Consider the following 22,030-nt stretch of genomic DNA (forward strand, 5'->3'; position numbering starts at 1 on the left):
GGCCTAGAACGCGATGCTGAGCGACAGCCTGTGGCTGTCGGGCAGCACGTTGTGGGCCTGGTAAGCGTAGTCCGCGGAGAAACCGCTGAACCTGACGCCCAAGCCCGCCGTGAGCGAGGTTTGCCCCGCGCCCCAGGAACACCCGCCTCGCACGGCTACGTGGCCGATCATGTACTCCGCGCCGGCGCGCAGCTCGTAGTCGCCTTTCACGACAGCGTCAGCAGCGAGCAGGAGGTCTTCGATCGGCTTCGCGGAGACTCCAACGCCCCACGAGCGATCGAAGGCGTCCTCGCTGCCGCTGCTGTAGCGTACGCCTCCGACCACGTTGCGGGCAACAGCGCCAACCTTTACCATCCCTGTGTCGTACACAAGGCCTATGTCTCCCGTGAACCCGGACCCCGCATTGTCGGGCAGGGTTTGTGAGTAGTACTTGACGGACCCGCCCACACCCAGTCTGGGGAGCACCTCGGCGCCGTACGCGGCGACTGCCGTGTACTCGCGCATCCCGAAATAACCGGTGACGTTGGCGAATTCGTCGGTGCTCTCTATGGAGGACGCGTCAAGCAGAAGTGCTCCCGCCCCTATGCTCTTTTGAGCGTATCCGAAGGCCATGTAGTTCACCGCTCCATACTGGCTAGTATAGAGCGATGTGACGTGATGCCCCTCCACGAACGCGAGACCAGCGGGGTTGTAGTAGAACGCCGACGCGTCGTCTGCCACGGCGATGAACGCCCCGCCCATCCCGAGGGCTCTCGCGCCCACCCCGATGTCCATCATAGCAGCTGTGCCGACGGGGTCTTGCTCGGCCCACGCCACCCCTGCGGGCAACAGGGCGAAAACCACCGCAAACACCGATATCGCTATCTTGACTCGCATTTGGTCGCCCTCCTCATTGCCTGAAGCCTCAGGAGATCCCGGGTCGCATTCATTCATATCGAGTCAACCGGCCAGTGGTGCTGCGCCGGTCGCGTGGCCGCGCCGCATAGCGCGTCAGCGCCAAGTCACGCCGGCGCGGCACCACTCACCTGCGCTAGCGGCTTACGACAAGCCGTCCTACTTCGGACCTATCGCCGTCCTCGGTCACGACCAGGTAGAGGTACAGCCCGTTCGCTATCGGCCTTCCGCCGGACGTGAGGTCCCATTCGTATACGTTGACATTGCTGGCGAGGTCTGCGGTGTGCACGAGCCTGCCAGCGATGTCGTAGACGTATAAGGTCCCGTTGCTTTGAATGTCGTAGAAGAACCTCACGCGGTCCGAGACCGGATTCGGAGAGGCGACCACCATGCGGAAGAGAACGACGATCGTGAACTCGCCGCTCGTCGCCTGGCCGGACGCGCCATCCGGGTCGACGGCGACGACCCTCACTTTGTAAAGGCCTCCCTTCTTGACCTGCGAGGTATCCCACTGGAACTCGCCGGTGTTGGGCTGGTCTTTCGCAATGAGGTTGAAGCCCTCGTCGTCTCCGACGCGGTCGTACTCGAACCTCATGGTTATCTTGTCAGCGCTGTCGTCCGGATCGGTGACCTCATACCTAATCGCCTTCGTCCCCGTCCACACCACGCCTGCCTCCGGCTCGAGGATCTTGACAACCGGGCCGGTGTTCACGACGTCGATGGTCTGCTCCGTGCGACCCACGAGGCCGCCGTCATCGACCACGCTGAGTCGCACCGTGTACTTGCCCTTCGCGGAGTACTGGTGAGCCGGGTTCTGCTCGATGCTGGTCCCGCCGTCACCGAACTCCCAGAGCCAGCTCACTATGTGCCCGTCGTCCGTGGACGCGTCCGTGAAGTGGACGATGTCCTGCACCGTGGCTGGAGACGGAGCGAACGTGAACGCGGCGACAGGAGCGGCGTTCGCGATCGCGAAGGGCTCGCTCGTGTCTTCAGACACGGCACCCGCCGGGTCAGTGGCGACAACACGTATTCTGAACGTGTCGCCCCCTTCGCCGACAGACGCCGTGTTCCACCGGTACGTTCCGGTGTTGGCGAGGTCCTCGGCGATCACGTGCCAGTGTTCCCCGTCACGCGTATAGTACAGGTCAATCACTAGGCTTTCAGCATGATCGTCCGCGTCGACCGCCGTCCACGTGATGTCTTGCTCGCCAGACCACTCCTCGCCCCCAGCCGGAGCGGTGAGCGTGACAACGGGGGCCTGGTCGAGCTTGATGCTCACCGGGACAGCCACGAGCGGACGGAACGGATCGTTGGCCGACACGTGCAAGTACAGCGAGTACGTGCCGGGGGCCGCTTCCGGTGACCCGAACGTGACCATGACCTCCTGTTGCTCGTTCGGGAGCAGGTAGCCGGAGGTCGGATTCACCGCGATGACTGACCCCACGGGCGAGAAGGCGACCGCAAGACCGTTCTGGATGTACGGCGCGTTGTAGGTCACCTGCAATCCGACGCTGCCGGACGCGTTCTCGATGCCCACCGTCGCGCTGCTCACATTCCCGTTCATCGCGAGGTACTGGTAGACGATGGTCCCGTCAGGCTTCAGGATGACTTGGAACGTGTTGCCCGCCGAGCTGCCCCACTGCGGCACGTTCTCGAACTCGACTATGAAGCGCATGTTCGCCGCGTCGTAGTAGTAATAGACGTTGCCAGCGCTGCCCGGATCCAGGTCGTCCCAGAACACCGCCACGAGGTCGTTCGGGTCGTTGGGATCCGGAATGGGCCCGTTCGTCCAGTACCCTCTGAGCGCGCTCGGATCGAAGGTCAGGTACCCGTTGGATGCTATCCCGACCTGGGTCTTGACGTCTCCATAGAACGGGAACCCGAACGGAAGCGCCACTGTGCGGCCTGACTCGTCTTCGAGCGGCACGCGCGTTCCGACCCCGTTGATCTCGAACCAGTCGAAGACCGGGCCGTTGTCCTCAGTGCTGTCCATCCAGATATACCCGAATGCGTCGGGCCCGCCCGCGCCAGCACCCGCGAACCCGCGCGGCTCGTTCGCGAAGTCGCCTTTCTCGTGTGCCTCAGCGGCGTACCGCTGCCACTCCGGGCTGCCCGCGAAGCTCGGTGCGAGACTCACCCAGAAGTTCATCGGTGCGTTGCCGGCATTGCCGATGGTAAGGCGCTCTTGGTCCTGAGTGCCAGCAAGTATGACCTTGTCAAAGCTCTCGGGCTGCACCTCGAGAGCCGGCAGCCACTTCACCTGGATCTCAACCGTCTGCACAGCCTCGACTCCGTACTCATCGAGCGCGTGGACGCTGGCCGAGTACGTTCCCGGCTCCGTATACGTATGGGAGACCTCGAGCTGGTGTACCGGCTCGCTCCCGTCGCCGAAATTCCACCAGACGTCTGTTATCGGTGCCGCGCCGGCTGTCACGGTGGCGTTGAACCTTACGTCGAGCGGCGGCTCACCTATGGTCGGCTCGGCCGTAACGTTCGATATGGTGGGACCGGCCAGGATGTGAGTCAGCACGTTGACGAACGCTACCTGGTTCCTCGGGTCGTTGGTCACTACCTCCAGGTAGTTCGCTACGCTTTCACCTGGCGCGCCAAGTTCAGCAGCATCGATCGTGACCCTCAGGTCCATGCTATCGCCCGGCTCGACCGTGCCACGACTCGGCTCAACCGTTATCCCTCGTGCGATCGGCATCTCCGTGCTGACGAGCCAGGCCATGTTGTCCTGGGTCACGGCCCAGAGATTCCCGTCGCTGTTGATCTCAAGCCCGGCGCCCAGGTAGCTCCCTCCAGCCGGACCAGGGAACTGGTACACGATCTCAAGAGCCTCGAGATCCAGCCCGTAGATGTAGTCTCCCGGTGAGTTCGTGGACACCCATAGGATTCCGTCGGGATGCCACGCAAGCCCGCTGATGCCTGCTCCTGTTAGCGTCCAACCCTCGATGACCTGCCCCGGGGCATCCCAGTCAAGGCCTTTCACGCGGTAGATGACGTCCTCGTTCCAGCCGCCGATGTAGAACGTGTCGGTGTTCGGGTCATACGCCACTCCGCGCTGCGAAACATACGTCCATGGGGTTCCGCGCAGCGTCGCAACGACCTCGCCGGTCTCGGGATTCAAGCCGTAAAGGCCGTTGTCGCCGCCCACGTTCACCTGCCACACGAGATTGTGGTTGGAGTCGTACGCCATGTCCGCTGGCCATGCCCCAGCCCAGGGCGTGTTGACAGAGCCGAGCAGAGCGCCGTCCTGAGTGGTCCAGAAGTCCTTCCGCTGCTCGGGATCGGAGATCCAGAGCTTCTCGTCATCGAACCCCACGCCCCATCCGACCACAATCTCCGAAGGCAGCGGCCACGACATGAGCACGTCGCCCACGGCGTCGGGCTTTACGTTCGCGGCTATCCTCTCAGCCGCTTCCGCGGCAAGAGGCTCGTACAGGCCTTCCGCAGTGCGGGCATTCGCGTCCGCGACCTTGCCTTGCCTCTTCGGCAGAGCGATAGCCGGAGCAAGCCCACCTCGCACCTTCACCCGGAACTCGAGCGCCGCGTGGCCTTCCACGTTGCCTATCGTAACCGTGCGCTCCTCGACCCCATTGGAAGGCAGGCTGACCTCGAGGGACTCAGGCTCAACCGTCGCTGCCGGCAGGAGCCTGACCTCGATGGGAATCGTGACAGTCGCCGTGCCACCTAGCTCGTCAGTTACGTGGAAAGTGGCGAGGTACGACCCTTCAGCGCTGTACACGTGTGTCGTGTCAAGCTCGGATGCTTGAGCCCCGTCCCCGAAGTCCCATCCGTAGCTCGTGATGGGCGTTTCAGGAGCTTGCACCTGAGCATGGAACGTGACCGTCAGCGGAGGCTCCCCCAGGGTTGGCTCGGCGTATGCCTCCGTGATGATCGGCGGGTAGGCTACACGAGAGTGCACCGGCACCACAATCATCGGATACTCCAGGTCGTTCGTGAACAGCACGACGCTGCCCGTGTAGTCGCCAGGCAGTAGGTGCGAGGCGTCCACTTCCACATTGATCGGGATCGACCCGCCGGCGGGAACCATGCCGCTCGCAGGCTCCCAGGTGAGCCAGCCGCCGATCGAACCGAGGCCGGACTCCACGAGATACATCGAGTTGTCGTTCTGCGAAGCAATCCAGAGGTTTCCGTCAGCATCGAACTCCACGCCCGCACCGCTGTAATCGCCGCCAGCTGGATGCGGGAACTCGGCCATGGCGGCGTGGCTCACCGGGTCGACGAAGTACACCATGTCGGGTGCGGCATTGCTCGTCACCACTAGGACGTTCGCATTGGGGTGATACGCGAGCCCGGCTATGCCCACTGGCATGGACCATTTCTCGAGCAGCCCGCCAGGGTCATCCCAGCTTAGGCCCTTTATATGGTAGATGACGTCCTCGTTCCAGCCACCTACGTAGAAAGTGTCGTCCTCCGGGTTGTAGGCGACACCGCGCTGGGAAGTCGTCCACGGCACACTCGTGATGGAGCCGACGACCTCGCCGGTCTGCGGATCAAGTTGATACAGGCCATTGTCGCCGCCCACGTTCACCTGCCAGACGTACGTCCCGTCGAACGCCGCGTCCGCAGGCCAAGCGCCTGCCCAGGGCGTTGTCCAGCTCGTTCCGGTGTACTGCCCGTCTGGCGTGACCACGAAGTCCTTCAGCTGTTCTGGATCGGATATGATCACGTTCCCGGTGTTCCAGTCGACAGCCACACCCCAAGTGAGGCCGATGGGCGATGGAGAGTGCCAGGACGTGATCACGTCGCCGACAGCATCGGGAAGCCATGGCGACGATTTGACCGCATCGCGTTCCTTGTACACGCCCGTCGATTTGATGGCGTTGGTGTCCTTGATCTCTCCGGGCGCTATCTGTCGCTCAAGCAGGCCAACCGCGCTTTCGAGCCCCTCGTCGCTGAACACGAGAGGCCCGGGGCCTGCGTTGGAGAGCGTGAAGGCACCAGACGCCGACTGGCCCTGCGCCACCGTGAAGAAGAGCTGGGTGGGGGACCAGCTTGCTGATGGCGGCTGCTGCACGCGGACGGTCACTTGCGTCGTGGTCTCGTAACCGTCGTTGTCGATGGCGTGGAACGTCGCGACGTACGTTCCTTCCTCATCGAAGGTGTGCAACGCCACGAACTCGTGCACGCGCTCGCTCTCGTCACCGAAGTCCCAGTACTTGTCGCTGATGTACCCATCGCTGTCGCTGGCAGCCGCGACAAACTGGAATTCGGTCTCGACCGGACCCTGCGCCGGGTTCACGCCGCAAGCGGAGATCACCGGCGGCCGGTTGGGGAGCACATCAACGTGAACAGGCACGTCGACGCGCGGCGTCAGGAGGTCGTTCGTCTCGACGACCACCGCCCCGTCCAGAGCACCGCCTGCAATCGGCGTGAGGTCGAACGTAACGCCTATGTCCACGCTCTCACCTGGAGCGACTGTGCCGGTCTCGGTATCGACCGACAACCATTCGAACGGGTAGAACTTGATGGCAAGTCCGTTATGTATGTAGCCTGTTGCGTTGAACAACACCTCCAACCCGTCGGTGCCAGTGGCATTCTCGATCCCGATAGTTGCTCCCGCTTCGTTGGTCGCCGGGTTGAACACCATGTCCAGGTACTGGTAGATGATGGTGCCGTCTGGGTACAGCATCGCTTCGAATGTGTAGGCTCCCTGATTGGTGGTTCTGGGCACCTGGTACCATTCCACTATGAACGCGTCTCTCACTGTGTCATAGTAGTAGAACACGCGGCCTGATTGCGGGTAGAGGTCATCCCACCACACAGCGAGGAGATCGTTGGGCGAGTATGTGGCGGGAATCGGATCGTTCGACCAGTCTCCTCCGCTCGTTCCGAACGTGAGGTACCCGTTCGCGCTTATCGTGACAGCGGTTTTCGTCTCGCCATAGAACGGGAACTCCCATGGAAGCGCGGCCACCGCGTACCCGTCGTCACCTAGGCTCAGGGCCGTGCCTATGCCGCTGATTTCAGCCCAGTCGAACGCGGGCCCGCCCGCCTGATCGCTATCTACCCAGATATATCCGAACGCGTCAGGCCCACCCATTCCCTCCGGGTGAACGCGGCCTTCGCGAGGATCCCTGTCGTCTTTGGACGCAGGTTCCCAGGGTTCGACAGCCGAACCCACATCAGGGCTAGGCTCGGACACGGGGCCCGTAGCGGCATGCACTGTGAAGCTCAGATCAGCATCACCGGTGTTGCTGATCGTGAGAGTCTCTGTGCGGGTCCGGTGGGCTCGCACCGTTGCCGTGAAGGACCGCGGACTCACACCCACCGTCGGAAGCGGCTCGGCGACGATGTGTACGGACTGCGACGTCGAGAGCCCTTCATCGTCGGTCACGGTGAGGGTGGCATCATACTCTCCTTCTTGTGAGTAAGTGTGCGTGGTCTCAAGCGTCCCCGTCACGGGATCGCTTCCGTCTCCGAAGTCCCATACGATGTTTGTGATGACCCCATCGGGGTCCTCCGCTGAGGCTCGGAACCGCACCGTGAGCGGAGGTGTGCCTGCCCAAGGGTCGGCTATGAGAGAAACGATCTGGGGCGGCAGGATCGCGTTCACGTGCAGCACCGTGTTGATGGCGACCTCAGGCTCGTCGGCGTCGTCGCTGTGAACGATGATGTCCGCGAGCCAATCCGCCTCGGGGAGGCTGTCGGCTCGGAAGGTCACGTTCACTGTCTCGGTAGCGCCAGGAGCCACGGTGCCATCCGTAGGCGATACTTCTATCCACCTGGGCACGAAGAGCACGGAAAGCTCGTTGTGCACGTACTCCTGGTTGAAGGCCACCTGCAGGCCGTCGTCGCCAGCTGCGTTCTCGATGCCGATGGTGGCTTCGTCAAGCCTGTCACCTTGCATGCTGAGGTAGTTGTACATGATCGTCCCGTCGGGAGACAGGATGACCTGGAACGTGTACGGCCCGCCGCTTGAGAGACGCTGCACGGCCTGGTACTGGACTATGAACGCGTCTTGTGTGGCGGCGTAGTAGATAGTCCCTCCCCTAGTGGGATCAAGGTCGTCCCAGAACGTAGCAAGCAGATCATTGGGTTGGGCCGTGTCCGGGATCGGATCGTTGCTCCAGTCCCTACCGGTCGTGCCGAAAGTCAGGTACCCGTTGGAACCTATCCGCACCTGGTCCTTCGTCTGGCCGTAGAACGGGAACGCGAACGGGAGCGGAACTACGATCTCATCGTCGTCGCCGAGGGCAACCGGCGTCCCGAATCCTGATATGTCTCGCCAGACGAACGGCGGCCCGGTGGGGCTGTCGCTATCGAACCACATGTACCCGAAGAGGTCGGGTCCGCCAGAACTCAGCGTCTGCGGCTCGCCACGGCGCGGATCCTCCTCGCCCTTGGCGATCTCCATGTGGGGCCACGCAACCGCCGCCGAAGGCGCTCCCATGCCGGCGAGGGCCACCTCTATGTTGTAGTGCAGGTCCCCCTCACCCGTGTTCCCTATCGTGAACGTCTTGGTCTCCATCTCGCCCCAATCAAGCGACGACTCCAAAGACAGCGGGTTGACCTCGATCTCGGGCGGGTAGAAAACGTGTATGGTGATGACAGCGGTAGTCTCAAGGCCGGAATCGTCCACCGCGTGAAACGAGGCGTCGAAGAAACCCTGATCCTCGTATGTGTGGGTAGTGTTGTATTCGTGGACCACGGGGCTCCCGTCGCCGAAGTCCCACCAGTAATCCGCGATCTCGCCATCAACGTCTGTTGCTGAGGCACTGAACGTCACGAGGAGCGGCGGTTCACCCTCTCGCGGTTCCGCGTTTGCCGACGTCACGATAGGCGGAAGCGACATAGCGAAGGCGTTTGCAGCATTCAGCCTGCCGCCCGAAACGCACAGGCCCTCGAACGCCGGCTTCACGTCCACCGTGTCAAGGATGATGCCTTTGATCGAGGGGCTCCCCTCAACCCAGCCCGGCGCACCTGGATACTGCGGGAGGTCCGGGTACATGCTCACGAGGCCCGCGGCGACGCCGGACACGTGCGGAGTCGCCATCGACGTCCCGTAGAAGAACTCATACGCCTCCTCTGGAGGCTCGCCCGGCGCTGGGGGTGGGTCCGGAGGGATCGTGGACAGAATGAACCCGCCCGGCGCGAAGAGGTCAACGCTCGTGTCGCCCCAGTTGCTGCTCCACCAACCAGGGTAATAACACCTCTGGTCGTTCTGCGCGCTGGCACCGACGGCGATGATGTTAGGCGAATCGTAGCTCGATGGATAGTGTGGCGACACATCGTTGTCGACCCCGCTGTTGCCGGCCGCTGCGACGAAAAGGATTCCAGAAGCCTCGATGGCGTCCTTGAGCGCCTGGCTGAACGGGCCGCCGCCCCAGCTGTTGCTGGTGAGCTTCGCGCCTTTGTCCACGGCGTACTCCAGCGCGAGGATGGCGTCGGAGGTGTACCCGCCTTCCGGGCCAAGGAACTTCAGGATGATGATCTGGATGTCCCAGTTGATGCCGGACACCCCGGTGGCGTTGTTCGTAATAGCCCCTATAGTGCCCGCGGTGTGTGTCCCGTGTTCGTCATTCAGGTATCCCCACTGGTCGCGCTCGTCCCGGTCCCACACCGTGTTGTCGTTGTTAAAGAAGTCCCAGCCGTGGATGTCATCTATGTATCCGTTCCCGTCGTCGTCCACACCTGGAGTGCCGTTGAATTCCTCGTCATTCACCCAGATGTTTTCGGCGAGGTCCGGATGCTCGATGTACGCGCCCGTGTCGATGAGGCCGACGATCACCTCTTGCGAGTTGGTGTGCCTTGCCCAGGCCTCAGGCATGTCTATGTCCGCGTCATCCACGGGATCGCCGGACATCATTGGATCCTTGAGCTCGGGCGGAAGGTCTTGGTTCTGTAGCCCCCACATTTCCGGAAACCGGGGGTCATTCGGTATCACAGGGGACTGGTCACGATAACGCATGAAGTCCTTCTCCGCGTACATGATCCCAGGGGCAGCCCCCAGCTTGCCGAGGGCGTTTTCCACGCTCTCGCCTTTGGGAAGCTCCACTATCCCGAACCGGACGCCGTTCGGGAAAGCCGCGCTCGGCTCGAATCGAGCCGTCCTCAAAAGCGAGTAACCCAGTCGCGAGACTGCGTCCTCGGCGTCTTGGGCACGTACGGCGTCGGCAAACCGGACTATCACCCTTGACGGGTGGTATGCTTCCTCATGGGTCTGCCATCCGCCGCGGCCCGGCTGCGCGCCCTGCCCTTGGGCCGATACACTCGCGGCGATTGCTGAAAGCACGGCCGCGACCATGAGTGCTGCCATGACCAGAAGATGAATCTTCCGGTGGCTGTGCGCCATTCCCGCATCCCTCCCAATCTTAAGACTCGGTCCGCGTTCATCCGGAACGGTTCCCTAAGCACCCCTGTGCTCTCGGCTTGTTCATCACCTCCGTGGAAGTGTAGGTCCTGCGAAAGGCGACGCTCCAGAGCGGCAGAGGTGCCGCCCCAGCCACGCGACGCCGCCTCTGGCGGTCTTGGGGCGTATCTCGAGGACACCTGGGCCACGCGCCCCGCGGCGCCCGCCGATACCAGAGGGCGGAATCGGCGTTTCGGGCGCCTTCGCAGACTCGGACAGACTCGGCAGTGTCCTAAGCACTGTCCTACCGCCTGAGATTACCACCCGCGTCATGTCGATCCCTTCAGTGAAGCGCGTCGATTCACAATTTTCTTTTTGTTACTAATAAATGCTTAGAATCGAAATGCTTGGATTGATGCAGACGGAACTAGTGGGTTCGTCACGCGTGTCGTCGGGACCGCGATTGCAGAGTGCAATACGGATTTAGTGTCGAGAAGCAGACAAAGGTGGCGGCCGATCCCTTTTCATGCCCTAGCAGACTTAGGTATTGACTTCCTCTATGCCTCAGGATATACTTCATATGGTGATGCGTATGATGAAGTCACATGACGGTTCATTGAAACCGATCACAGTACGTATCCCGCGGGACGAGTATGAACGCTTGAGAAGGCACGCTGCTGCTCGCGATATTTCCTTGAACTCCGTAGTAGCTGAAGCCATCGCCGAGTATGAGGCGAGGGTCGAGCGTCGCGAGGCCATTGACCGGATACGTGCCTTGCAGCGTCGGCTTCGCGACGCTCACAAACAAGGCACCGACTCTGTGGAGTTGCTTCGCCAGATACGGCAGGTCCGTGCTGATCAGCAGCCGCTCGATGGCAAGCCGCGCGCAGCCCACGAGGAAGCCGTGAACCGCAGGCCGCACGCTGGCGGGATCGATGGCGCAAGCGGTGGCGAAAGCGACAACGCGAGCGAGGGCGGGAGCAATGACGGGACCGATGTCGGGAGGCGGAAACGATGATGGTCTGCGTGGACGCGAGCCTGGTCTTGAAGTGCTTGACGTACGAGGCTGGGAGCGACGAGGCCATCGCGTGGCTTGCCACACATGCCGACGTTCAGTTCATCGCGCCGGCGCACCTCCCTATGGAGGTCGCCTCGGTTCTACGCCAGAAGGCGCGTCGGGGCGAGATCACCCGCGAGGACGGTGTGGAAGCGCTGCGACTCCTGAACTCCCTCAACATCAGCCTCGCGTGGGACCAGGAACTCACAGAGACAGCCTTCGCTCTGGCCTGTGAGCTCGACCAGCCGACAGCCTACGACACCGCTTACCTCGCGCTAGCCGCCAGGGAGCAATGCGAGCTGTGGACGGCAGACTGTCGCTTCGCCCGCGCCGCGTCACCGAGATATCCGTTTGTCAGGAGCCTATGACCGTTTGCACCGTTCGACCCGGATTCTGGAGCGGCACCAGCTGTGGATTTGCGGCATGAGCTGGCCGTCGCCGAACTCGCGGGCGGTTTACCGTTTTCGGGGCATGCTTCCGGGACGCTTCAGTCTTACCGTCCGGACGCGGCACCGTTCCCCTTCTGGAGCTTGGCCCACTCGTCCTTCAGGTCCACGGTACGGTTGAACACCAGCCGCCTCGCCGCGCTCTCGCCACATGCGCGGTCCCCAGCAGCGCGTCCCCCGGCCTCCGATGAATCCGGGTCCACGCAGAAATAGCCGAGGCGCTCGAACTGGAACCGGTCGCCAGGCACCGCCCCTGCCAGCGACGGCTCGACCTTGCACCCGGTGAGCACCTTCAGGGAGTCCGGGTTCACACACGAGAGGAAATCCTCCTCGGCCCCGGGGTCCTCCTTCGCGAAAAGCCGGTCGTACAGGCGTACCTCGGCCTCCAGCGCGTGCGTCGCCGACACCCAGTGCAGCGTGGCCTTGACGCGGCGCCCGTCAGGGGCGGAGCCTCCGAGCGTGTCCGGGTCGTACGTGCAGTGCAGCTCGGTCACCTCGCCCGTCCTCTCGTCTTTCACCACGTCCGTACACTTGATGAAGTAGGCGTACCTCAGCCTCACCTCGCGTCCGGGCGCAAGGCGGTAGAACTTCGGCGGCGGGTCTTCCATGAAATCGTCCCGCTCGATGTAGAGCACTCGCGAGAACGGCACCTTTCGCGTGCCCATGGACGGGTCCTCGGGGTTGTTCACGGCCTCAAGCCACTCCACCTTGTCCTCGGGGTAGTTGTCGATGACCACGCGGAGCGGGCGGAGGACCGCCATCACCCGCCGCGCCCGCCGGTTCAGGTCCTCACGGACGCAGTGCTCGAGCAAGGCGATGTCCACGACGCTGTTGGCCTTGGCGACGCCGATGCGCTCGCAGAACGTGCGGATCGACTCCGGCGTGTAGCCGCGCCGGCGCAGGCCCGAGATGGTGGGCATCCGGGGGTCGTCCCACCCAGACACGATCCCACGCTTCACAAGCTCCAGGAGCTTGCGCTTGCTCATCACGGTGTAACTGAGGTTGAGCCGGGCGAACTCGATCTGGCGTGGGCGGCTCGGGACGCTCACGTTCTCGATGAGCCAATCGTAAAGCGGCCGATGGTCTTCGAACTCGAGCGTGCAGATGGAGTGGGTGATTCCCTCCAGCGCGTCGGAGAGTGGATGGGCGAAGTCGTACATTGGGTATATGCACCACTTGTCGCCAGTACGGTGGTGAGTGGTCCGCAGGATGCGGTAGAGAACCGGGTCGCGCATGTTGAGGTTTGGCGACGCCATGTCTATCTTCGCCCTCAGGACCCGCGAGCCGTCGGGGAACTCCCCCGCCCGCATGCGCCGGAAAAGGTCGAGGTTCTCTTCGACCGAACGGTTGCGGTATGGGCTCTCTCTGCCCGGCTCGGTGAGCGTGCCGCGGTATTCCTTGATCTCATCGGGGCTCAAGTCGCACACGTATGCCTTGCCGGCCTTGATGAGTTCAACCGCAAACTCGTAGAGCTGCTCGAAATAGTCGGACGCATAGAAGAGCCGGTCCTCCCAGTCGAAGCCCAGCCAGCGTATGTCCTCTTGGATGGATTCGACGTACTCGACGTCCTCCTTTGTCGGGTTGGTGTCGTCGAACCGCAGGTTGCAGAGGCCGCCGTACTTGGCCGCGATCCCGAAATTGAGGCAAATGGCCTTGGCGTGGCCTATGTGCAGGTATCCGTTGGGCTCGGGCGGGAAGCGCGTATGGACCCGGCCGTCATTCCTGCCGCGTTTCAAGTCTTCCTCGATGATGTCCTCGATGAAGTTGGAAGGAGTCGCAGAGGGTGTCGTCACGATATGAACCTCCCCGAACGTTCCAATGGACGCATGGCCGCGCCCAGCGCTCAAGATGGGCTCTCCCACGTATAACATGTGGCGCTGCCTCGGGCTAAATTCTACCATACCGCTGCAGCGCGGTCCAGGTGGCGGCTGCGGTGGCCTCGGCTTTACACCCGCTCGCAGTCAGCGTATACTCTTCTCAGGTACACTATCCGCCCTATATCTGGCATAAGAGGTCCCTGAGCGCCATGTAGCTGCTGTGGGAGGTGTCCGTTCGTGCCCCGTGTTAGAGTCATCACCGACTCCACGTCCGACCTTTCCCCGGAACTCATCCAGAAGTACGGGGTCACCGTCGTCCCGTACGTGGTCAATTTCGAGTCCGACAGCTTTCAGGACGGGGTGGACATCTCCACCCCCAAGCTTTTCGAGATGGTCGCAAGGCGGGGAATGCTCCCGAAGACCTCGGCCCCAAGCCTCGGGCATTTCCGCCGCGTCTTCGAAGAAGCCTTGAAGGATTCGGACGAAGTCGTCTACATAGGGATCTCCAGCAAGTTCTCGTCGGGAACCCCCACCGCCAAGCTCGCTGCGGCCGACCTTCCGGATGGGAAGGTTACAGTCATCGACTCGGCCAACCTTTCCACCGGTATCGGCCTCCAGGTGCTTCTCGCATGCGAGCTGGCGGCGGCCGGCAAGACGGCTCGCGATATAGCGTCGGCCGTCACCGCCGTCATCCCTCGCGTGAGGACGTCTTTCATCATCGACACCCTTGACTACCTCAGGATGGGTGGAAGATGCTCCGGCGTTCAGGCGCTCGTCGGAAACCTGCTCCGGATCCGGCCGGTGATAGCCGTGGTCGACGGGGGCATGGTCGTAGCGGGGAAAGTGCGAGGCACGAGAAAGAAGGCCCTCGACACGCTGCTCGGCGACTTCAGGGCCAACTCGTCCCACCTCGTTCCGGACCGCGTCTTTGTGACCCACACCGGCTGCCACGAAGACGCGCTCTACCTGATGGACGGGATCCGCGAAGCGGCTCCGGCGGTGAGGGAAGTGCTGGAAACCACCGCAGGTGCTGTCGTGGCGAGCCACTGCGGCCCGAACACCATCGGTATCCTCTACATAGTCGAGTGACTTCCGTAACGCCCAGGTAACGCCCTCAGTTCAGGGAGGGCCTGGAAGAGGGCATGAGCAGGATACGCCGCGAGGCACGGCGAGGCATGCAGCCGAAGGGCGCCTCCGTTACCTTGGTGCGGTGGGCAACACGACGGTGAACGTAGCGCCGGCTCCGGGAGAGCTCTCCACCCGGATCGTGCCGCCGTGTTGCCTCACTATCTGCATGGATATGGTAAGCCCCAAGCCTGTCCCATGCTTCTTCGTGGTAAAGAATGGCCGGAAGATGCGCGACATGATCTCGGCGCTCATACCCGGCCCGGTATCACGGAATTCGACCTCGACGAAACGCCCATCCTCCGCGGTCCGGGTCGAAACTCGCAGCTCGCCCCCGCCCAAGGGGGCCATCGCCTCGAGGGAGTTCCTGCAGAGATTCAGGAACACCTGCTCCAGCTTGCCGCCGTCGCCCATCACCTCGGGCGTGTCCTCGGCGTAGGCCCTCACGATTGTTATCCCGATGTTCGACGCCTGAGGCTCGATCACTTCGAGCACTTCTTCAAGCAAGCCTGTGACGGAAAGCGGCGCGAGCTCCCCGGTGAGAGGCTTGGCGATCTGCGCAAACTCCTCGACGACCGCGCCGATCTGCTCGATCTGGCGGAGCAGACGGTCTATCCGGTTCTTGATCGCCTCCGAGGCGCTCTCATCAGACTGCATTACCTGGAGGTAGCCCTTCATCACAGACAGGGGATTCTTGATCTCGTGGGCAGCGCCCGCGGCGAGTTGCTCGAGAGTCGCGATCCGCTCAGCCATTGCCTCCTGCGCAGTGTCTGCCAATGGACGGGTCCTCAGCGCCATGTTCTCCCAGAGCTCAGCGATGGCTTCGCGCACACCGTCGAGGCATTCCAATTCATCCTGGGAAAACGGATCCGCGGCCGTCCTGCCCAACACCAGGACAGCTCCCACGGAGCCGGCGCTTGTAAGCGGCACAACGAGCCCCACCTGCCAGCGCGTGTGGGGCAGATACAACCGCCTCATCCCCACGGCATTCCCGAACATTCCCGCGCGTTGCAATACCTGGCGCGTCCACGCCTCCGCATCAGGCCCGTCGGCCACCGCCTGCGGAATGCCTCCCCGCGGTGCAGAAGCCCTGGAACCCACCGTGCCTCCAGGGGCCTCATGGTGCTCTGGCCCGCCATTGGCCCGCCCCGGCGCGGCAGGGAACGAACACGACTGCAGGACCGCGAACTCTCTCGCGTCGATATCGCCGAGGCGCTCCGCAATCGCGCCCACGTCGAACGGAACAGCGGCGCGGAGCAGCGTGAGAAGGACCTTCGCCACGTGAGCGGGATCGCTTGATGTCTTGCTGACAACGGCGAACTTCTCTACAAGGTCCGTTTCGGGCCCGGACTCAAAAGTCGTGCCACCGACGACGCCCGCTTCGGCGAAGGCCCTCCCAATGGCCGTGGCAACCGCCTCTACAAGGCGCACGTCCCCTTCACCCGGCATCTCTCCGAGAGGCATCCAAAGCTCCAGGACGCCCACGACGTCCCGTCCACACCGCACCGGCACGCAGAAGACCCCGTCGTCCGCATGCCTCTTGTGGCTGCACAGCAGCGGGCACCGCGGCCACTCACCGCGGCCCGAGACGCCGACGCCGCCGACGCCTCGCCCCATACCTGAACTTGCAAGGCCCGTGATTGCGCGGCAGCGGGACGCCGGCACCGGATCCGTCGCCTTTGGAGAACGCGGTCGCCCTGACGAGGCCACGACCTCGAGTTCCCCCAACTCGGGATTGAAGACTCGAAACACGGCAGCCTCGCCGGCCCCAGCCCTTCCGAGGAGGAGCACAGCCGCATCCAGGAGACAGCACAACCGGCCGGCGGTTCGAAGAGCACCCAATGCCTGCACGAGCCTCATGAAGCGGGACGCTCTCGGACGGATCTCCGCGTCATGAGTTGCGCGCCGCACAACGTCCGGGACCTGGTCCGCAAGGCCCTGCAGGAGTTGGCTCGCCTCGGGCCCAAACGGCGGCGAGGACGTTCCACGAAAGACCGCGACGGCGGCACACGATCCGCTCTCGACGAGGACGGGGACGACTACCATCGACCCTATATCCAGCGCGTCCTTGAGATCGCGCGGCAGACGCGCCTCGTCGCCCTCCCGGACGGCGGAGGCTATGTACCCTGCTGCGTACGCCCATAGCCGTCCCTCTCCTTCCGAAGCAGGTTCGGGGTAGACATTGAACACAGGCCGGCCTGCCGACACCGCGGTGGCATCGACCTCCACGAGCAAAGCGTGGTCTGCCTGGCTGGCTAGGACGACGATGCGGAGCAGCTCACGGTACAAGACCACCCAGTCTCTAGGGCCATCAAGTGCGAGAAGATCTTTTGAGAGAGGAACCCAGCATAACTCCAGGGGTTGGCGCACTGCTCCCGGGAGCACGGCGCGATGTACACCCGGTTGTCCCCTGTCTCGGCGTCTGGCTGAAGTCACAGTGGCATTACCTCGCTACTTCTCGAACCCCCTCTTGCCGTCGTTCGGCTGGCGGGGAGTCCGGGCCTGGAGTACCCGAACCTCAACCGAGAACCACGCGGTCGCGGACGCGAAAGGCGTAAGCTCCACACGCGAGAGCCCGTGCCGGCAAACACACGACGACCATCAGCATCCAGGGCCTCTTCTGCAGCATCGGACCAGGACCACCGATGGTCGTGGATTTCGCCGCTACCGGTCCAAGCAAGCGCTGCCCGGAAACCTTTCGCTTTCACCCACTGCTCGGACAGTGGTGCTCCAGGCTCTCCCCGCCAGCCCGCCTCTGGCCGAGAGCGATTATCCGGGCCCAGCGGTAGCTGTGACTCTTGACGCAATTCAAGGGGTGACTATGCCGCCCCATCGCCACGAGCAACAAAGGTGGTGGCAGCCGGGCTCAACCACAGCGAGAACAGAGCATGTTGCTTTTACCAGAAAGAGTATTCGACGATGCATTAGTATTTCCTGCCATCGCCGATATTTATATGCCGCCCGTGAACTGGCCTGTTCTGCCGCTTCCCGCATGCGTGTCATCCGAGGAGAAGTCTCGCCCCCGCCGCGAGGAGCACGAGGCCCAGGCCCTTCAGCCACGTAAAAGGCATCGCGCGGAGGCCAAAAAGGCCGAGGTGGTCTATGAGCAAGGCTGTAAGGACCTGACCAACGATTATCGATGTGGTCGCCGCCGCCATCCCCAGCTTCGGTATGCTCGCCATCACGCCCCACACGATGAGCACGCCGATGATGCCACCGAGCGGGGTGTACCACGGGCCCTTCATGATCCGTCCGAGGTCGCCGCGTCCCATATTCAGCGCGAATAGGAGAAAAGACACGCCCGCGAGCCCGACGACGTGCACCACGAATACGGCCTCCCACTGGCCCACAACCTTGCTGAGCCTGGTGTTGATCGACCCCTGGATCGCCATGGATACCCCGGAGATGAGGGCTATGAGAAGGGGAATGACTTTGGCGGTCATGTTCCGAGTCGACACCCCACATAGGTCCCCGTTTGCCAGAGTTCGCGCTGCTTTTCTGCGGAGGGGTCCTACCCAGGGTTGCCGGTGTTGCTCTCCGGGGACGGCGCGCTTGCGGCGCGCCTCGTTCGAATTCGGCGCGCGAGATAGCCGAATTCTCCACGCCCCGTCGTTCAAGCACCGGCAACCCTTTCGCCGTCAAGAAAGGAGACGGAAACTCATGGCGCCATACTTAGGCGTCGAATTGGCGGGCTCGGCTCGAGTAGCTCCCACCGGCACCGCGGACGGTCACATCACCCGAGACCAACCGGACGTCGCCCGAAGGTGTCTTTATCACCAGCGCACCGTCGGCGTCGATAGCCACAGCCATTCCGCGCAAGAGGCCTCCCCCCGGGCACGTGGCCTCCACCTCGCGCCCAAGGGTGTCGCAGTAAACCCTGGCCTTCTCAAGTATCCCCAAAAACCCAGCGGATAAAAACTGCCTGTAGAAAAGGCCGAGCTTGTCCAGGATCGCTTCGAGGAGTCTTTCGCGAAGACTCGCGCCCTCTGGGTCCGAGGGCGGCACGAGCGTGCCTGCGATGCACCGCGCTTCCGGCGGCAATGCAGCCACGTCAACCGCAACGTTCACGCCTATCCCATCCACGATGTAGTCCAGCGTCTCTCCGGTCCACTTGCTCTCCACGAGGATGCCGCCCACCTTCCTGCCGTGCAGGACCACATCGTTCGGCCACTTCATCATCGCAGGCAGGCCCGCCACCTCGCGGACGGCCTGGGTCACGGCTACGCCAGTGACAAGCGAAAGCTTGCCAGCGTCGCGCGGGGGAAGCGCAGGTCGGAGCACCGTCGAGAGCCACATCCCGCCTTTGGGCGAGTGCCACACGCGCCCCATCCTGCCGCGCCCTGCCGTCTGGACCTCGGCCACGACGCACGTGCCCTCGGGCGCTCCCGCGTCCGCCATGCGCTTAGCGACCTCGTTCGTGGAGTCGACCTCTGCGAAACGAAGCACGTCCCAGCACAGGCCGACGGGGCCGGTAGGGTCGGCAGGGCGGGTGCGCCCGCCGGCTGCCCGGCACGCCGCCTGAGCGAAAGCCATTTGTTGCGTCGTGCTGCTCTCTTTCAGCCACCATGGGCCGGCCATGCGGAGAAGCACTCCCTCACGCATCCTCGGGTCACGGGCGAGCTCGGCGGCGCTCCGTCCGTCGGGGCCCGTGAGGTCGGGGGCTAGCTCAGCTAGGGGCACGATGACGAAGCCCCGCTCCCACATGCGGGGATGAGGGATCTGAAGGCCCTCGTCGTCGCCCCCCGGGGCTGGAGGTGTCGAGGACGGCGAGGAGGGCGGTGATTGCGGTGATTGCACCGTCACGGAACGTGCCGGCCCTGTCAGGCCGCGCCCGGCGAAATCACAGAAGTAAAGCAGGATGTCTATGTCGATGGTCCTCGGGCCCCATCTTCTGACCCGCTCGCGCCCGAGGCTCGCCTCGACCGCCTGGCACAGGCGCAGCAGCTCGGTGGGGGGAAGGTCACACGAGACTGCAGCGACGGCGTTGAGGAAGCGCCCCTGCTCGGTGTAGCCAACAGGGTCCGTCTCGTAAAGAGAGGATACCCTCTCCACCCTAACGCGGCCGGATTCGCCGAGCATTCTCAGGGCGCGCGCGATATACCCGCGGCGGTCGCCCAGATTGGAGCCAAGCCCGAGATACGCGACGGCTGCCATCAGCCCTCGGGCCTCCTAACGATCTCCACCTCGACGCAATCGAGCACGCCTCCAATGGCGACTTCGGGCTTGCGAACCCTCACCGTGACCTCGTCCACGTCATGAGCTGACAGGATCTCCTGCGCGATCGTCTCTGCGAGGGCCTCGATGAGGTTGAACTCCCGCTCCTCTACGATCTCCTTGACGAGCGTGTACACGTCCACGTAATTGATCCCGCCCGCGTCGAGGTCGTCAGCCTGGGCAGCTCTGGAGAGGTCGGTGACCAGCTCGACATCGACCTCGAACCTCTGGCCAAGCTCCTTCTCCGCCGGGAAAACCCCGTGATACCCGTAGAACACCATGTTGCGCAGGACGATCTTGTCAGTCGACACCGCCACGCCAAGCCCCTCCTCTTACGATGGCGTCCGCCATCCGAGCCACCCTTGCCATATATCGCACATCGTGAACGCGGACTATGTCCGCTCCGGATGCCACAGCGAGCGCCACCGTAGCGGCGGTGCCCTCCGCCCGCTGGTCGACGGGGAGGTTGAGCACCTTTCCGATGAAAGACTTGCGTGACGTCCCCACGAGTAAGGGGAGGCCAAGGCTGCGAAACTCCCCCAGCCGCCTGAGGATCTCAAGGTTGTGGGCTGCCGTCTTCCCAAAGCCGATGCCGGGATCGATGACGATGTTTTCGCGGCGTATGCCGCACGATTGGGCCCGCGCCACGGCATCGCGCAGGAAACCGAGGATCTCTCCGATGACCGAGTCGTACCGCGGATTCTCCTGCATATTGCGGGGAACGCCTTTCATGTGCATGAGCACCACCGGGACCCCCGCCCGCGCGATGACCTCGCCGAGGCGCTCGTCCAGGCGCAGCGCGGAAATGTCGTTTATCATGTGGGCTCCCGCAGCAACGGCCGCCTCGGCGACCTCGGCTTTGTAGGTGTCCACCGATATCGGGACGGCAAGCTCTCCGGCAAGGCGTTCGACCACGGGGATGACGCGGCGGATCTCCTCCTCAAGCGGGACCGGGTCCGCGCCGGGCCTCGTCGACTCGCCACCTATGTCAATGATGTCCGCGCCCTCATCTACGAGACGCTTGGCGTGACACACGGCCTCATCGACCGTCGCGTGCTGTCCGCCGTCGGAGAACGAGTCGGGCGTGACGTTCACAATGCCCATGATGTAGGTCTTCCTGCCCAGCTCGAGCACGTGCCCCCGCAGCCGGAGCGTTCGCCACTCCGCGGGCGCCTTGAGCCCCGCGGCTTCCGGGACGTCGACCGCGTCCTCGAGCACGTCAAGGATCTCGCTGGCGATTTCGCGAAGGCCGAACGGCTGCCGCGCGAGCCCTTCCGCGGCGCGCCGCAGGATGGCCACTGTGCCCATGAGGAGGACGTCCGTCGAGTCGGTGGAAAGCGACGCGACCCGGTCGCTCAGGGCGGCCTCTCCGCCTTTCGAGAGCATTTCCTCCTTGATCAGGATGGCGGCCCTGAGCGGCACGCGCTCCAGGCGTATGACCCGGAAGAGGCCCTTGGGTGCCATTATTGATATGCCCTCGGGCGCGACACCGATATCGCGCATCTCGCGCACGAGGTCGTCCATGCTGTTCACAACAACGAAGCGCGCGTTGTGGTTGCGCGAGGTTCTGTTCTCTTCATGTTCCACTTCGCAAGCCAGATCAATCACTCCGTGTTCAGACCACCTTGACCCCGAGGGTACGCTCCATTTCTTTCAGCGCGAACTCGTGCGCGGCCTCGTCGAACGACGCCACGCAGTCGCGAGGGACGGTGACCTTGTAGTTCAACATCCGCGCGTCGGCAGCGGTATAAAGGTCGCAGATGTTCGTGCACACGCCCACGAGCACTATCTCGTCCACACCGAGTTCGCGCAGGGTGAGGTCGAGGTCTGTCTGGAAGAATCCGCTGAACCTGCGTTTCGGAATCACTTTGTCGCCGGGGCGGGGGTGGATCTCGTCTACGACGTCGGCACCGGGAGTGCCGGCGATGCAGTGCGGCGGGAACATGGCGAACTCGGAGTCATCCTCGGTATGCCTGTCGCAAACGTAGATGACCGGCCACCCCGCCGCGCGCGCCTCGGCTATCTTGCGCGCGACCGCCCTGACGACTTCCGCTGCGGCAAGGCCTATGGAAAGCTTCCCGTCGGCATCGATGAAGTCCCTCACCATGTCAATGACCAAAAGCGCCTTATCAGGCATATCCAACACTCCCTTCAGTCG

General features: G+C 63.3%; 12 protein-coding genes and 5 pseudogenes. 3 read left to right on the plus strand and 14 right to left on the minus strand.

The features are described from left to right. Positions 1 to 3: 3 nt before the first annotated feature. From GX515_07590 to GX515_07620, 7 genes and pseudogenes are all read right to left on the minus strand, one after another. Positions 4 to 876, minus strand: coding sequence for a UPF0164 family protein (locus GX515_07590; GenBank protein ID HHY32867.1), 873 nt, complete (start codon positions 874 to 876; stop codon positions 4 to 6). 154 nt (positions 877 to 1,030) lie between these two features. Continuing rightward, entirely contained in the window at positions 1,031 to 1,489 is a 459-nt protein-coding gene (locus tag GX515_07595; protein ID HHY32868.1) for a T9SS type A sorting domain-containing protein, read from the minus strand. A gap of 147 nt (positions 1,490 to 1,636) precedes the next feature. Beyond that, positions 1,637 to 3,043 (minus strand): annotated as a pseudogene (locus tag GX515_07600) (PKD domain-containing protein). Between the two features lie 141 nt (positions 3,044 to 3,184). Then, positions 3,185 to 4,261 (minus strand): annotated as a pseudogene (locus GX515_07605) (PKD domain-containing protein). Positions 4,262 to 4,576: 315 nt separating this feature from the next. Beyond that, a pseudogene (locus GX515_07610) lies at positions 4,577 to 6,964 on the minus strand (PKD domain-containing protein). A gap of 285 nt (positions 6,965 to 7,249) precedes the next feature. After that, a pseudogene (locus GX515_07615) lies at positions 7,250 to 7,789 on the minus strand (PKD domain-containing protein). A gap of 1,056 nt (positions 7,790 to 8,845) precedes the next feature. Next, positions 8,846 to 10,216: pseudogene (locus GX515_07620) on the minus strand (S8 family serine peptidase). A gap of 658 nt (positions 10,217 to 10,874) precedes the next feature. Here GX515_07620 and GX515_07625 point away from each other — a divergent pair. Beyond that, on the plus strand, positions 10,875 to 11,231 hold the full coding sequence (locus tag GX515_07625; GenBank protein HHY32869.1) for a hypothetical protein: 357 nt from the start codon (positions 10,875 to 10,877) through the stop codon (positions 11,229 to 11,231). After that, on the plus strand, positions 11,228 to 11,638 hold the full coding sequence (locus tag GX515_07630) for a type II toxin-antitoxin system VapC family toxin (GenBank protein HHY32870.1): 411 nt from the start codon (positions 11,228 to 11,230) through the stop codon (positions 11,636 to 11,638). Before GX515_07625 ends, GX515_07630 begins: the two co-directional genes overlap by 4 nt. A gap of 125 nt (positions 11,639 to 11,763) precedes the next feature. Here GX515_07630 and GX515_07635 read toward each other — a convergent pair whose 3' ends face one another. Then, positions 11,764 to 13,587 (minus strand): glutamine--tRNA ligase/YqeY domain fusion protein, encoded by a 1,824-nt coding sequence (locus tag GX515_07635; protein HHY32871.1) that lies wholly within the window; start codon positions 13,585 to 13,587, stop codon positions 11,764 to 11,766. Between the two features lie 183 nt (positions 13,588 to 13,770). Between GX515_07635 and GX515_07640 the strand changes: the two genes are divergently transcribed. Beyond that, positions 13,771 to 14,622, plus strand: coding sequence for a DegV family protein (locus GX515_07640; GenBank protein ID HHY32872.1), 852 nt, complete (start codon positions 13,771 to 13,773; stop codon positions 14,620 to 14,622). 108 nt (positions 14,623 to 14,730) lie between these two features. On the opposite strand, the gene GX515_07645 is transcribed toward GX515_07640, so the two are convergent. From GX515_07645 to GX515_07670, 6 genes are all read right to left on the minus strand, one after another. Next, positions 14,731 to 16,947 (minus strand): hypothetical protein, encoded by a 2,217-nt coding sequence (locus GX515_07645; GenBank protein HHY32873.1) that lies wholly within the window; start codon positions 16,945 to 16,947, stop codon positions 14,731 to 14,733. A 710-nt stretch (positions 16,948 to 17,657) separates the two neighbouring features. After that, a complete protein-coding gene (locus tag GX515_07650) occupies positions 17,658 to 18,101 on the minus strand; it encodes a DMT family transporter (protein ID HHY32874.1) in 444 nt (147 codons plus the stop codon). 229 nt (positions 18,102 to 18,330) lie between these two features. Continuing rightward, positions 18,331 to 19,812: a biotin--[acetyl-CoA-carboxylase] ligase gene (locus tag GX515_07655; protein HHY32875.1), complete on the minus strand. Its 1,482-nt coding sequence runs from the start codon at positions 19,810 to 19,812 to the stop codon at positions 18,331 to 18,333. After that, on the minus strand, positions 19,812 to 20,183 hold the full coding sequence (gene folB, locus GX515_07660; protein HHY32876.1) for a dihydroneopterin aldolase: 372 nt from the start codon (positions 20,181 to 20,183) through the stop codon (positions 19,812 to 19,814). Before folB ends, GX515_07655 begins: the two co-directional genes overlap by 1 nt. Then, positions 20,173 to 21,396: a dihydropteroate synthase gene (gene folP, locus GX515_07665; protein ID HHY32877.1), complete on the minus strand. Its 1,224-nt coding sequence runs from the start codon at positions 21,394 to 21,396 to the stop codon at positions 20,173 to 20,175. Before folP ends, folB begins: the two co-directional genes overlap by 11 nt. 91 nt (positions 21,397 to 21,487) lie before the next feature. Continuing rightward, on the minus strand, positions 21,488 to 22,009 hold the full coding sequence (locus GX515_07670; GenBank protein ID HHY32878.1) for a cysteine hydrolase: 522 nt from the start codon (positions 22,007 to 22,009) through the stop codon (positions 21,488 to 21,490). Between the last annotated feature and the right edge of the window lie 21 nt (positions 22,010 to 22,030).

The organism is Bacillota bacterium (genome assembly GCA_012842395.1).
GTDB lineage: Bacteria > Bacillota > SHA-98 > UBA4971 > UBA4971 > UBA6256.

Coding starts and splice junctions, on each gene's coding strand:
- GX515_07650 (HHY32874.1), bottom strand. CDS start 18,101: ATGACCGCCAAAGTCATTCCCCTTCTCATAGCCCTCATCTCCGGGGTA.
- GX515_07595 (HHY32868.1), bottom strand. CDS start 1,489: ATGAGGTTCGAGTACGACCGCGTCGGAGACGACGAGGGCTTCAACCTC.
- GX515_07655 (HHY32875.1), bottom strand. CDS start 19,812: ATGGCAGCCGTCGCGTATCTCGGGCTTGGCTCCAATCTGGGCGACCGC.
- GX515_07590 (HHY32867.1), bottom strand. CDS start 876: ATGCGAGTCAAGATAGCGATATCGGTGTTTGCGGTGGTTTTCGCCCTG.
- GX515_07670 (HHY32878.1), bottom strand. CDS start 22,009: ATGCCTGATAAGGCGCTTTTGGTCATTGACATGGTGAGGGACTTCATC.
- GX515_07630 (HHY32870.1), top strand. CDS start 11,228: ATGATGGTCTGCGTGGACGCGAGCCTGGTCTTGAAGTGCTTGACGTAC.
- GX515_07635 (HHY32871.1), bottom strand. CDS start 13,587: ATGTTATACGTGGGAGAGCCCATCTTGAGCGCTGGGCGCGGCCATGCG.
- folP (HHY32877.1), bottom strand. CDS start 21,396: ATGGACGACCTCGTGCGCGAGATGCGCGATATCGGTGTCGCGCCCGAG.